General features: G+C 66.5%; 8 protein-coding genes. 2 read left to right on the top strand and 6 right to left on the bottom strand.

The genetic code is table 11. The features are described 5' to 3' along the window. Positions 1 to 27 precede the first annotated feature (27 nt). A complete protein-coding gene (locus AC3B6A_RS08935) occupies positions 28 to 1,113 on the top strand; it encodes an alpha/beta hydrolase fold domain-containing protein (protein ID WP_488402102.1) in 1,086 nt (361 codons plus the stop codon). 93 nt (positions 1,114 to 1,206) lie between these two features. Here the strand turns inward: AC3B6A_RS08935 and AC3B6A_RS08930 are convergent, their stop codons facing one another. Next, positions 1,207 to 1,623: a carboxymuconolactone decarboxylase family protein gene (locus AC3B6A_RS08930; RefSeq protein WP_488402101.1), complete on the bottom strand. Its 417-nt coding sequence runs from the start codon at positions 1,621 to 1,623 to the stop codon at positions 1,207 to 1,209. Between the two features lie 129 nt (positions 1,624 to 1,752). Between AC3B6A_RS08930 and AC3B6A_RS08925 the strand changes: the two genes are divergently transcribed. Continuing rightward, complete coding sequence (locus tag AC3B6A_RS08925; protein ID WP_488402100.1) at positions 1,753 to 2,550, top strand: cyclase family protein; 798 nt, start codon at positions 1,753 to 1,755, stop codon at positions 2,548 to 2,550. An 87-nt stretch (positions 2,551 to 2,637) separates the two neighbouring features. Here AC3B6A_RS08925 and AC3B6A_RS08920 read toward each other — a convergent pair whose 3' ends face one another. The 5 genes from AC3B6A_RS08920 to pepN all read right to left on the bottom strand — a co-directional run bounded on the left by AC3B6A_RS08920 (position 2,638) and on the right by pepN (position 12,952). Next, positions 2,638 to 5,019, bottom strand: coding sequence for an efflux RND transporter permease subunit (locus tag AC3B6A_RS08920; protein WP_488402099.1), 2,382 nt, complete (start codon positions 5,017 to 5,019; stop codon positions 2,638 to 2,640). 15 nt (positions 5,020 to 5,034) lie between these two features. Further along, a complete protein-coding gene (locus AC3B6A_RS08915; RefSeq protein WP_488402098.1) occupies positions 5,035 to 6,117 on the bottom strand; it encodes a YCF48-related protein in 1,083 nt (360 codons plus the stop codon). A 288-nt stretch (positions 6,118 to 6,405) separates the two neighbouring features. Next, complete coding sequence (locus AC3B6A_RS08910) at positions 6,406 to 7,773, bottom strand: DUF1329 domain-containing protein (RefSeq protein WP_488402096.1); 1,368 nt, start codon at positions 7,771 to 7,773, stop codon at positions 6,406 to 6,408. A gap of 66 nt (positions 7,774 to 7,839) precedes the next feature. Continuing rightward, positions 7,840 to 9,807 carry a DUF1302 domain-containing protein gene (locus AC3B6A_RS08905; RefSeq protein WP_488402094.1) on the bottom strand — a complete coding sequence of 656 codons (1,968 nt, stop codon included), beginning with the start codon at positions 9,805 to 9,807 and terminating at the stop codon, positions 7,840 to 7,842. Positions 9,808 to 10,294: 487 nt separating this feature from the next. Further along, positions 10,295 to 12,952, bottom strand: coding sequence for an aminopeptidase N (gene pepN, locus AC3B6A_RS08900; RefSeq protein ID WP_488402093.1), 2,658 nt, complete (start codon positions 12,950 to 12,952; stop codon positions 10,295 to 10,297). Positions 12,953 to 12,979 lie beyond the last annotated feature (27 nt).

The following is a 12,979-nucleotide window of genomic DNA, read 5'->3' as shown; positions in this document are numbered from 1 at the left end:
TGGCAAGCCCCGACAAGAGGCGCAGCGATGCCCTGCTCCCGCTCATACCTGCCGGCACTTGTCGCCGGCCTGCTGTTGAATCACGGTCTGCACGCCGAGCCGGCCCTGCCGCCGGCGCAGCCGCTGCAAGGGCCCGGCGGCTCGGGCTACAGCCACGCCGACGTGCGCCAGTGGCACTTCAACCTCGACGGCAACGAATACTGGGTCTTCACCCCGGCCCGCCCGCAGCCGGAAAGCGCGCCGCTGGTGGTGTTCAACCACGGCTGGAGCGTCATGCAGCCGGACCTGTACCGGGCCTGGATCGAGCACATCGTCCGGCGCGGCGCAATCCTCATCTACCCGCGCTACCAGGCCAGCCTGAAGACGCCCGCCGCGGACTTCCTCCCCAACGCCGCCGCGGCCGTGCGCCACGCCGTCGCCGACCTGCGCGCGGGCAGGCTGGCGGTCCGGCCGGAGCTGGAGCATGTGGCGTATGTCGGGCACTCCGCCGGCGGCCTGATCGCCAGCGGCCTGGCCGCTTCCTGGCAGCGCCTGGGCGTGCCGAAACCGCGCGCGCTGATGGCGCTGGAGCCGGGCAGGAGCGGCGGCCCGCGCAAGCGCCAAGTGCCGCTGGAGCCGCTCTCGGGCATCCCCGCCGGGACCCTGCTGCTGGCGGTCTGCGGCGACGAGGACGACCGGATCGGCTGCAATGACGCGCGGCGCGTCTTCGAGGAAAGCACCCGGGTCGCGTCAAGAGACAAGGACCTGCTGCTCCTGCGCAGCGACCGCCATGGCAGCCCGCCGCTGCTGGCCGACCACGCGGCGCCGGCCGCGCCGCGCTTCGACCCGCGCTACCCGCCCAGCGACTCGTCCGGCGGGCTGTTCAACCGCGTGCAGGAGCGCGTGCGCCAACGCCTCAGGCAGGGCCAGCCTTCCGCCCACAACGCCCTGGCCACCGATGCGCTGGACTGGTACGGCAGCTGGAAGCTGTTCGATGCGCTGTGCGACGCCGCCTTCTACGGCCAGGACCGCGACTACGCGCTGGGCGGAACGCCGGCGCAATTGTCGATGGGGCGCTGGAACGACGGGACGCCGGTGAAACCGATTCAGCGGTTATCGGCGCCAGTTCCCTGAGAGCCCGGCGTCTGCCTGGGTTCGCGAGCAAGCTCGCTCCTACAGGGAGCAGCGCGTAGCCCTTCGTAGGAGCGAGCTTGCTCGCGAACAGCCTCAGCTGCCGCCGGCTTCCATCACCGCGCCCTTGAACACATCGTCCAGCGGCACCTGGTAGCCGATGGCGAGGCGGTTGGTCTCGTTGGCCATGGCCACCACCGCCAGCAGTTCGCCGAGCATGGCGTCGTCCATCCCGGCCTTGCGCGCCGCTGCGCCGTGGGAGCCGATGCAGTAGTTGCAGTTGTTGGTGACGCTGACGGCGACGTAGATCAGCTCCTTCACCAGCGGGTCGAGCTGCCCCGGCCCCATCACCTCCTTGAGGCTTTCCCAGGTGCGCCTGAGGGTCTGCGGGTGGTTGGCCAGGGCCTTCCAGAAGTTGTTCACCCAGTCGATCCTGCGGGTCGCCATGATGTCGTCGTAGACGGCGCGGACTTCGGGGCTGGCGTCGGTGTATTCGATGAGCTGGAAGGACATGGGCACTCCTGATTCGTTCTTTTGAATAACAAGACGAAATAAGAAAAGCAGAATTCGGAATTGGAAGACGGGACTGGCGCTGGGGAAAGATAAGGCGCGCCATCCCTCCCCCGTCAAGGAATCAGACACATGCAACGACTGCCCGCCCTGCTCCTCGCCGCCTCCCTGCTGCCCGCTCTCGCCCAGGCCGCCCAGCCCGGCCTGTGGGACACTTACGCCAGCCTCAGGCAGCACGAATGGGTCGACCTGACCCACGCCTTCGACAACGACACGCCGCACTGGAAAGGCTTCGAGCCCATGGGCCGCAAGACGCTCTACAGCGTGGACAAGGACGGCTTCCAGGTGGAGCTGTACAGCCACGTCGGCCAGTGGGGCACCCACGTCGATCCGCCGGTGCATTTCCACAAGGGCCTGCGCAGCGTCGACCAGCTGGAGGTGAAGGAGCAGTTCCTGCCGCTGGTGGTGTTCGATATCCACCAGCAGGTGGCGAAGAACCCCGACTACGTGCTCACCCTCGCCGACGTGAAGGCCTGGGAGGCCAGGCACGGCGCGGTGCCCGAAGGCGCCTTCGCCGCCCTGCGCACCGACTGGTCCAGGCGCTGGCCGGACCAGGCGAAGATGCAGAACCAGGACGCCGAGGGCGTGGCGCACTACCCGGGCTGGAGCAAGGAGGCGCTGGTGTACCTCTACGAGACGCGCAGGATCACGGCGTCCGGCCACGAGACCACCGACACCGATCCGGGCATCGCCACCAGCAAGGACGACTATTCGCTGGAGTCGTACATCCTCGGCACCGACCACTACCAGATCGAGCTGCTGGCCAATCTCGACCGGGTGCCGGAAGCCGGCGCGCTGGCGGTGGTGAGCTTCCCGAAGATCGCCAGAGGCACGGGCTTCCCGGCACGGGTGTTCGCCATCCTGCCGTGAGCGGGCACAGACCGCTTTTCGTAGGAGCGAGCAATAAAAAACCGCGGCCCTCGGGCCGCGGTTTTCGTTTACCGCTACGGCAATCGATCAGTGCACCAGGATCGACGCCTTCTTCTGACGCACCTTCTCCGGGTTGATCAGGAAGCGCGCCAGCGCCGGCAGCAGCCAGAGCGCGCCGAACATGTTCCAGAGGAGCATGAAGGTCAGCATCAGGCCCATGTCGGCCTGGAACTTGATCGCCGAGAAGATCCAGGTGGCGACGCCGATGGCCAGGCACAGGCCGGTGAACAGCACGGCCTTGCCGGTGGACTTCAGCGTCTCGTAGTAGGCCTCCTGCAGGGACAGGCCCTGGCGCAGGAAGGACTCCAGGCGGGTGTAGATGTAGATGCCGTAGTCCACGCCGATGCCCACGCCGAGCGCGATCACCGGCAGGGTCGCCACCTTCACGCCGATGCCCAGCGTGGCCATCAGCGCGTTGGCCAGCACCGAGGTGAGGATCAGCGGCAGCACGATGCACAGGGTCGCGGCGAAGGAGCGGAAGGTGATCAGGCACATCGCCGCCACGCAGATGTACACCAGGACCAGGATGGTCAGCTCGGCCTGCTTGATCACCTCGTTGGTGGCCGCTTCGATACCGGCGTTGCCGGCGGCGAGCTTGAACTTCAGGTCATCCTGGTCGTTGGCCTTGGCGAACTCCTGGATCACGCCCACCGCGCGGTCGAGGGTCTCGGCCTTGTGGTCGTTGAGGAACACCAGCAGGGGCGCCAGCGAGCAGTTGCTGTTGAACAGGCCCTCGGCGCGGCTGATGGAGTTGTTCAGCACGTCCTGGTTGCGCGACAGCGACTCCCACTTCAGGTTGCCCTCGTTCATGCCCTTGATCATCTGCTTGGAGACGGTGACCAGGGAGATGGCCGACTGCACGCCCTCGGTGTTTTCCAGGCGCCAGGCGAGCTCGTCGATGGCGGACATGGTCTTGTGGGTGGAGCAGCCTTCGGCCCCGGACTCCACCATCACCACCAGCACGTCGGAGCTGGTCGAGTAGTTGCGGATGATGAAGTCGTTGTCCAGGTTGTAGCGCGAGTCCGGACGCAGCTCCGGCGCGCCCTGGTCGAGGTCGCCGATCTTCAGGTGGTGGCCCTGCCACAGGCCGCCGGCGAACATCACCAGGGCGATGACCACGGAGATGGGCGCCACGGTCGGGCTGGCGAAGTTGGACAGCGCGCGCCAGAACGGATGGTCGCGCACGGCGTCTTCCTTGCTGCGCTGCACCGCCTTCTTGCTGATGCCGATGTAGGAAATGGCGACCGGCAGCAGGATCAGGTTGGTGAACACGATCACCGCCACGCCGACGGAGGCGCCGATGGCCAGCTCGCGGATCACGCCGATGTCGATCACCAGCAGGGTGATGAAGCCGACGGCGTCGGCGAGGATCGCGATCATGCCCGGCAGGAACAGCTGGCGGAAGGTGCGGCGGGCGGCCAGCAGCGGGGTTTCCGCGTCGCTGGAGTGCAGGGCGATACCGTTGATCTTCTGCACGCCGTGGGAAATACCGATGGCGAAGATCAGGAACGGCACCAGCATCGAGTATGGGTCCAGCCCGAAGCCGATGGTGTGCAGCAGGCCCAGCTGCCAGATCACCGCCACCAGGGTGGTGGAGAGCACGGCGATGGTCGAGCGCACGCACTTGGTGAACCACAGCAGCAGCACCAGGGTGATCACGAAGCAGATGCCGAAGAAGCCGACCACCATCAGCAGGCCGTCGATCAGGTCGCCGACCTTCTTGGCGAAGCCGACCACGTGGACCTTCACGTTCGGGTTCTGCAACTGGTACTTGTCGCGGATCTTCTCTTCCAGCTCATGGGAGAACTGGCGGTAGTCCAGCTTCATCAGCTTGCCCTGGTCCTGCGGGTCCGGATAGACCTCCAGCAGCGGCACGTCGATGATGCTCGACTTGAAGTTGTTGGCCACCAGGCGGCCGATCTGGCCGGACTTCAGCACGTTGTCGCGCAGCTGGTCGAGCGCCCTGGGCGAGCCGTCGTAGGTCTGCGGAATCACTTCGCCACCGGCGAAGCCTTCCTCGGTCACCTCGGTCCAGCGCACGCTGGGGCTCCACAGCGACTTCATGCCGGAGCGGTCGACGCCGGGAATGTAGAAGACCTCGTCATGGATTTTCTGCAGCGTCTCCATGTACTCCTTGGTGAAGATGTCGCCGTTCACCGCTTCCACCGAGATGCGCACGGTGTTGCCGAGGTTGGCCAGGTCGTTGCGGTGCTCCAGCATGTTCTGGATGAACGGGTGCTGCAGCGGAATCATCTTCTCGAAGCTGGTGGACGGACGGACCTGGGTCGCCTGGTAGCCGAGGAACAGGGTCACCAGCAGGCAGGCGATGATCACCAGCGGCCGGTGGGTGAAGACGATGCGTTCCAGGAAAGTCGCCTTGTCCTGTTGGTGCTTGTTGATAGCGTTCATTGCGACTCCCCCGGCTTATTGTTGTTCTGCCAGCTCGGCGCCGGTCGCCGTAGCCAGGTGGATGCCGCCCTGGCCGACCAGCACCAGGTTGCCGTTGCCGGCGCCGGTCACGCCCGCCAAGGACAGGCGGTCGGGACGGTTGACGACGCTGAAGCTCACGCCGTCGTCCTTGCTCTCCAGCACGCTGCCGCCGTGGCCGACGACGACGATGGTGCCGTCCTCCAGCAGGCTGCCCTCGGAGAGGCCGAACTCCAGCTCGCCGCCATTGGCGGTGGGCAGCTCGACCTGCTGCCAGGTGTCGCCGAAATCGCCGGAGCGGAACAGGTGGCCGCGCAGGCCGTAGGCCAGGACGGTGCCGGCCTGGCGGGTGCCGGTGGCGCCGAACAGCGAGCCTTCGTAGGGGCCCTGGAGCTTCTCCCAGGTCGAGCCCCAGTCCCTGGAGCGGAACATGCTGCCCGACTCGCCGACCACCAGCAGGCCGGAATCCTTCACCGCGGCGATGGCGTTGAGGTGGAACTGGTCTTCGTTGTCCAGGCGGTCGCTGGCGTCTTCCCAGTGCTGGCCGCCGTCGGTGGTTTCCAGCAGCGCGCCATAGGCGCCCACGGCCATGCCGTGGTTCTCGTCCTGGAACCAGATGTCCAGCAGCGGCGCTTCGCGCTTGAGGTCCTCGAACTGGCGCACCCAGGTGGTGCCGCCGTCGGTGGTGGCGAGGATCTGGGCGTCATGGCCGACGGCCCAGCCCTTCTTGTCGTTGAGGAAGAACACCGAGGTCAGCAGCTGGCGGGTCGGCACGCTGGCCTGGGTCCAGCTCTTGCCGGCATCGTCGGAATAAAGGATATGCCCGTGGTCACCCACCGCCACCAGGCGCTTGCCGGCCTGGGCGACGCTGAGCAGCAGGCTGCTGGCGGCCTTGGCGGAGGGAATCGAGTTGGAATCGCCTGGGTTTTCCGTCGCGGCGAGCGCATGCAGGGGCGCCAGGGAGAGCATCAGGAAGGACAGCGCGCCGAGCAGGGAAATCGACTTGCGCGACATCGGGAAGGAGCGCGGCACGGCCGATACGGGCTGCTCGCTCGGAGTGCGCCACTGGGGCTCACGCATATGCCTTTACCTCTTTGTTCTTATGCAGGCGGTATGTAGTTCGAGGCTATATAGCCAGCCTTTTCCGGGGCTGACAATTAACGCCACGTTATCTTTTGTTAAGCGCCAGCAGCCTCATCCAAAAGGATGATCGCGCATCGCCATCAGCCCCGGAAGTCGCGCCGCCAGGGGCCTGCAGCGAGGCGAGCGGTAACACTTTCACGCTGCCGGGGCAGCGCGCTCGGGCAACGGAAAAGCCCCGCGACTGCGGGGCTTCGGGTGCGCTGTCCTGTAGGAGCGCGGGGGGACTCAGCGGGTACCGCGGCGACGCAGCGCGGACGGGCTGAAGTAGGCGTCGTCCGGCACGGCCTGGCCGAAGTCGATGGTGCCGGGTTCCTCGTTGTCCAGGTTCTGCACGTGGTAACGGCGGGCCTGCAGGTCGTGGAAGGTGTCCAGGGCGGTCCAGGTGGTGGGCAGCTCGTAGTAGTTCTTCAGGTAGGCCAGCGACACGCGCCACAGCTCGCCGCGGCCGTCGTACTGGTCGACCTCGGCGGCGCCCCAGCTGTCCTCGTCGAGGAACAGCACGCGCTTGGAATAGATGTGGCGCGCCCCGGGCTTCAGGGTGCCTTCGACGACCCACACGCGGTGCAGCTCGTAGCGGGTGTATTTCGGGTTCAGGTGGTTCGGGGTCAGCAGGTCCTGGTACTTCACCTCGGGGCTGGAGACCTTGTAGTTGTTGTACGGGATGTACATCTCCTGCTTGCCCACCAGCTTCCAGTCGTAGCGGTCCGGCGAGCCGTTGAACATGTCGGTGTCGTCGGCGGTGCGCAGGCCGTCGGCGGCGGCTATCGGCGTGTCGTAGGCCAGGTTCGGCGCACGCCGCACGCGGCGCTGGCCGGCGTTGTAGCCCCAGGCCTGGCGCGGCTCCTGCACCTGGTCGAGGGTCTCGTGGACCAGCGCGGCGCCACCGGCCAGGCGCGCCGGGCTCCTGGTGAAGGACAGGTAGTAGAACAGCAGGTTGTTCAGGTCGGCGAAGCTGCCGCCCTGGATGTAGTACTTGAACAGCGCTTCCTGCTGCGAGGTCACCAGGGAGTAGTCGCCGTTGCGCTGCACCGCCACTTCCGAAGCGCGACGCACGATGTAGGTGCCGCGATAGCGGGCGATGTGGTTCCACAGCGCTTCCACGCCGCTCTGCGGGATCGGGAAGGGAATGCCACCGAAGGCGTCGACGAAGCCGTTGCCACCCTCGGCCAGCCTGGCGCTGGTGGCGTTCCTGAAGGTGTTGTCATACACCCACTGCGGCGCCGAACCGCTGCGGCGGCTCGGGTACACCGGCATCTGGAAGGTGTCCGGGTAGGTGGCGAACAGCGCCAGGGCGCCCGGTGTCAGGTTGGCCTTGTACTGGTCCAGGTTGGCCCTGGTGATGGTGTACAGCGGCTTGTCCGCGGCGAACGGGTCGAGGTGGTGCCGGCCCGGCGTGTAACCGGCCGGCGCCTGGGTGATGCCGCCGGTCCAGGCCGGGATGGTGCCGGCGGCGTTGCCGGCCTTCTCCGCGCCCAGTGGGGTCAGGCTCGACTGCAGCCGGGCCGCGTCCTGCGCGGAAACCGCCGCCAGGGCGCTGCCGGCGGACAGGGCCAGGGCCACTGCCGCGCCGATCAGGGTACGCATGTTGCGCATGGTGATTCTCCGTGAGGTTCGCGCGGCGGGACTTCGCACGCCCGCCGCGCGTCTGTCATCCGCTGGTTAGAAGGAGTACTTGACGTTGAAGCCGACGTTGTCGCGGTCGCGCCCGGCGTTGTTCATCCCCGCCCCGTAGAACTCGGTGTACTGCAGCTCGGCTTCCAGGGCGTTCAGGTAGGTAGCCTTGACGCCGAGGGTGTAGGCCTTGCGGCCCTCGATGAAGTTGCCGGTCTGGTAGGAGTTGCCTTCGAAATCGTCCTTGTAGACGGCGTACGGCGAGACGTTGACGCCGGCGAACACGTCGTTCCAGGTCCCCGAGAGCAGCAGGGTGTAGCCGTAGGCGTTGCGATTGACCTGGTCGTCGCGGTCGTAGCCGGAGATGTAGGCGCCGTTGCCGCGGCCGGAGTAGTAGCGGGTGGTGCCATCGTAGGCGGTGTATTGCAGGTCGCTGCCGCGCAGGTGCTCGGAGGCCAGTTCGGCCACGCCCATCAGCGAGTCGAAGGACAGCCGCGGGCCGAAGTTGTAGATGCTGCCCAGCGAGGTGTTGAAGGCCTCGACGCGCTCGTGGTTGTGGATCTCGTCGCTCATCGCCAGTGGCCGGCCGCCGATGTTCACGCTCTGCCCGCTGGCCAGTTGCGGTGCCTGGACGAGCAGGTCGCCGAGCAGGTCGTTGGTGGTGGCGATGCCGATCGGCAGGTTCGGGCGGTAGGCCAGCTCACCGAACACCGAGGCGTCGCCCACGGTGGTGTTGAAGCTGAAGCCGTACATGCGGATGTTCTCGACGTACTCGCGGCGGGCGTTGACCTGGTTGGCCACGTCCACCGCGGCGGCACCGTTGACCAGCCCCAGCACCTGGCCGGCCATGGCATTGCCGTTACTGGCGGCATCGAGCAACTGAGCGTAGGACGAGAAGCCGCCGGCGCCAGCCAGTTGGTCCAGGTCCAGGCCCGCGTAGCTGCTGTTCAGGTCCGCGTAGATGGTCGGTTCCTTGGCGTGGTAGTTGACGAAGTAGAAGCCGAACTCGGTGGAGTTCAGTTCCTCGGCCACATAGTGGAAGGCCACGCCGAACTGGCCGTCGTCCTTGGCGTTGATGTCCTTGCCGACGCTGGCGACCTTGAACACGCCGTTGGAGTCCAGGTACTGGGTGCCCTGCAGGCCGCCGACGTGGGCCGCCGAGAGCTGCGGGTAGAGGCTCTGGAACAGCGGGTTGGCCAGCTCGTCCACGCGGCTGTAGGCGGTGTTGCCGCCGTCGGCGAACAGGTCGGTCTCGGAGAAGAAGGTGCCGACCGGGTCGATGCGGGTTTCCTTCCAGTTCCACTGGTAGAAGGCGTCCATCGACAGGTTGTCGGTCAGGCCGATGTTGAAGCTCGCCGCTTCCACCGGCATCAGCACTTCCTTGAGCTCCGAGCCGGGCAGGCGGAACTTGGCGGCGTCCACCGGGTTGGTGGTGTTGACGCCGCCACGGTAGAAGATGCCCTCGCCCCAGTTGAACACCTGGCGGCCCAGGCGCGCGGTCAGCGGGTGGTCGGCCACGTCCCAGTTGCCGTAGACATAGGCGTCGAGGATTTCCGCGCGGTTGCCGGCGGCATCGCGGGTCTCGCTGGTGAAGCTGTCGTCGTGGGGATGGTTCTGGCTCGGCTGCGGCGGCTGGTTGTGGTCCAGGTAGTCGTTGCGCCGGTCCATGACCTGGGTGTCATAGAACGCCGAGCCGCGCACGAACAGGCCGTAGTTGCGGTAGGTCGCCTCCAGGTCGGACGTGACCTTGTACACCTCGGAAACCAGGCCGGTATCGAAGTTGCGGTTGCCGTCGTTACCGTTGATGTCGTCGTTGTTCCCGTCCTGGCCCTGCACGCGCCACAGGGCGCCGTAGGACACCGTGGTATCCAGCGAGCCGCTCACCTCGTTGTCGAGGAAGCTGAACTCGACGGCGGCCGCCTGGGCGGGCATCAGCAGCGGCAGGACGCCGGCCAGGGCAAAACCCGCACGAGCAGGCGCGTAACGCAGGATGCTCCTGCGAACAGCGATTTCCATTAAGACTCACTCCATGGACTGATCATTCTTCAGCGGCGCCGCCACTGCCGGGCGGTTCGCCGTTCAGCCGTTATTCCACGGCCTTGTTGTGGTCGATCCGAAGGGAACGCCCCCAGGATGCGCGACACGCCTCCCGCCCCATCGGACGGGCAAAGGCGAAGCCGGGCGGCCAGTGCAACGCCGATGCCAATTGCACTGAACGCCGCGGATGTGTGCGCAAAAATCGGAGATATGCAGCGCTACCTTTTGTGACCGGTCATTCACTGACCAGACCCGGTGACCGATCGCGCCATCCGCCTTCCGGATGGCGCGATCCGCCCCTGCAAGGCCCGACGCAGAGACCTCCGCATTTTCGAGCCCAATAGCGCAACACGATAAGCAAGACGCCGATCAATTCCGATAGGTAACAAAAAAGGTGTTACCAACCAAAGCCGGTAACACCTTTCGACAGCGGACTGCGCCCCGGGGACGGGGCGCGGCGGGCGACTCAGGCGAGGCTCTTGCTCACCACTTCGTACACATCGCTGGACAGCTCGCCGGAGGCGAGGATGCGCTCCAGCTCCGCGCGCATCAGCGCCTGGCGCTCGGGCGCGTACTTGCGCCAGCGGGTCAGCGGGGTCAGCAGGCGCGAGGCGATCTGCGGGTTCAGCGCATTCAGGGTGATGATCTGGTCGGCGAGGAAGCGGTAGCCCGCGCCGTCCGCGCGGTGGAAGTTCACCGCGTTCTGGTTGGCGAAGGCGCCGATCAGCGCGCGGATCTTGTTCGGGTTCTTCAGGGTGAAGGCCGCGTGCCCCATCAGCGCCTGCACGCGCTCCAGCCCGCCCGGCAGGGTGCAGCCAGCCTGGACGCTGAACCACTGGTCCATCACCAGCGGGTCATCCTTGAAGTAGTCGGCGAACATCGCCAGCGCTTCGGCCTTCTCGCTCTCGAACGCGGAGTTGACCAGCACGGCGAGCGCGGTCAGGCGCTCGGTCATGTTGTCGCAATCCTTGTACTGCTCCTGGCAGGCGGCGAGCACCTCGGCCTTGCCGCTCTGCATCAGGTACGACAGCGCGATGTTCTGCAGGCTGCGGCGGGCGATGTGGGTCGCCTCGGCGACGTAGGCGGTCTCGCGGGACTGCGTGCGGTTGGCCTGGTAGCGCTCCCACAACTGGTCGTGCAGCGCCGCGCCGATCTGCTGGCGGGCGAACTCGCGGGCGGCGTGGATGGCCTCGACGTCGGCCACTTCGCTGATCTCGGTGAGATAGGCCTCGCTGGGCAGCGAGAGCATCTCGGCGACCATCGCCTGGTCCAGCCCGGTGTCCAGCAGCAGGGTGCGGAAGGCGCTGACCAGGCGCTGGTCGAGCGCCAGCGGCTCACCGCGCTGGTGCTGGCCGATCAGCTCCTGCAGGACCTGCACGGACAGCTGCTGGCCGGCTTCCCAGCGGTTGAAACCGTCCTCGTCGTGCTGCATGAGGAACATCAGCTGGTCGCGGTCGTAGGGGAAGCTCAGCTTCACCGGCGCGGAGAAGCCGCGCAGCAGCGACGGCAGCGGCTTCTCGGCAATGCCGACGAAGGTGAAGGACTGCTCGGCCTGGTCCAGAGTCAGCACGCGGTCGCTGCCGTGGGCGTGTTCCTCGCCCTTGAGGCGCAGCGGCAGCGCGTTGCCCAGGCGGTCGAGCAGGCCCATCTGCACCGGGATGACGAAGGGCTGTTTCTCGCGCTGCCCCGGGGTCGCCGGGCAGCTCTGGCGGAAGGTCAGGGTGTAGCTCTGCGCGGCGGCGTCGTAGCTTTCCTCGACTGCCAGGCGCGGGGTGCCGGACTGGCTGTACCAGCGCTTGAACTGGGTCAGGTCGATGCCGTTGGCGTCTTCCATGGCCTTGACGAAGTCGTCGCAGGTCACGGCCTGGCCGTCATGGCGCTGGAAGTACAGGTCGGTGCCCTTGCGGAAGCCCCCGGCGCCCAGCAGGGTGTGGATCATGCGCACCACTTCCGAACCCTTTTCGTAGACGGTCAGGGTATAGAAGTTGGAAATCTCGATGAAGGAATCCGGGCGCACCGGGTGCGCCATGGGGCCGGCGTCCTCGGCGAACTGGTTGGTGCGCAGGAAGGCCACGTCCTCCACGCGCTTGACGGTGCGCGAGTTCATGTCGGCGGAGAACTCGCTGTCGCGGAACACGGTGAAGCCTTCCTTGAGCGACAGCTGGAACCAGTCGCGGCAGGTCACGCGGTTGCCCGACCAGTTGTGGAAGTATTCGTGCGCCACCACGCCCTCGACGCGCTGGTGCGCGGCGTCGGTGGCGGTCTCGGCCTTGGCCAGCACGCAGCTGGAGTTGAAGATGTTGAGGCCCTTGTTCTCCATGGCGCCCATGTTGAAGTCGTTGACCGCGACGATCATGAAGATGTCCAGGTCGTACTCGCGGCCGTAGACCTTCTCGTCCCAGCGCATCGAGTTCTTCAGGCTGTCCATGGCGTGCTGGACCTTGTCGATGTTCTCCGGCTCGACGTAGATGCGCAGGGTGACGTCGCGCTCGCTCAGGGTGGTGAACTGGTCTTCCACGCACCAGAGGTCACCGGCGACCAGGGCGAACAGGTAGGCCGGCTTCTTGAACGGGTCCTGCCAGGTCGCCCAGTGGCGGCCGCCCTCCTCCGCACCGCTGGCCACCGGGTTGCCGTTGGAGAGCAGCACCGGGTACCTGTGCTGCTCGGCGGAGAGCGTGGTGGTGAAGCTGCTCATCACGTCCGGGCGGTCGAGGTAGTAGGTGATCTTGCGGAAGCCTTCGGCCTCGCACTGGGTGCAGAACATCTTGCCGGACTTGTACAGGCCTTCCAGCGCGGTGTTGCTTTCCGGGTGGATGCGCACGCTGCTGTCGACGGTGAAGGTCTTCGCGGTCGGCTGCAGGGTCAGGTGGCTGTCGTCGAGCTGGTACTCGCCGGGCTGCAGGGCGCGGTCGTCCAGCGCGAGCGACAGCAGCTCCAGCTGCTGGCCGTCGAGCACCAGCGGCGGCAGGCCGTCGCCGCGCTCAGGGTTGCGGCGCATCACCAGCTGGGCGTGGACCAGGGTATGGTCCTCGTACAGCTCGAAGGTCAGGTTGGTCTCGTCGATCAGGTACTCGGGGGCCTGATAATCCTTGAGGTAGATGACTTTCGGTTGCTCGGTACGCATATGGCCCTCCGGGCAGCTTCAAGCGGC

The sequence above is a fragment of the Pseudomonas sp. B12(2026) genome (genome assembly GCF_057767015.1).
This window is presented reverse-complemented; position numbering and strand designations above follow the sequence as displayed.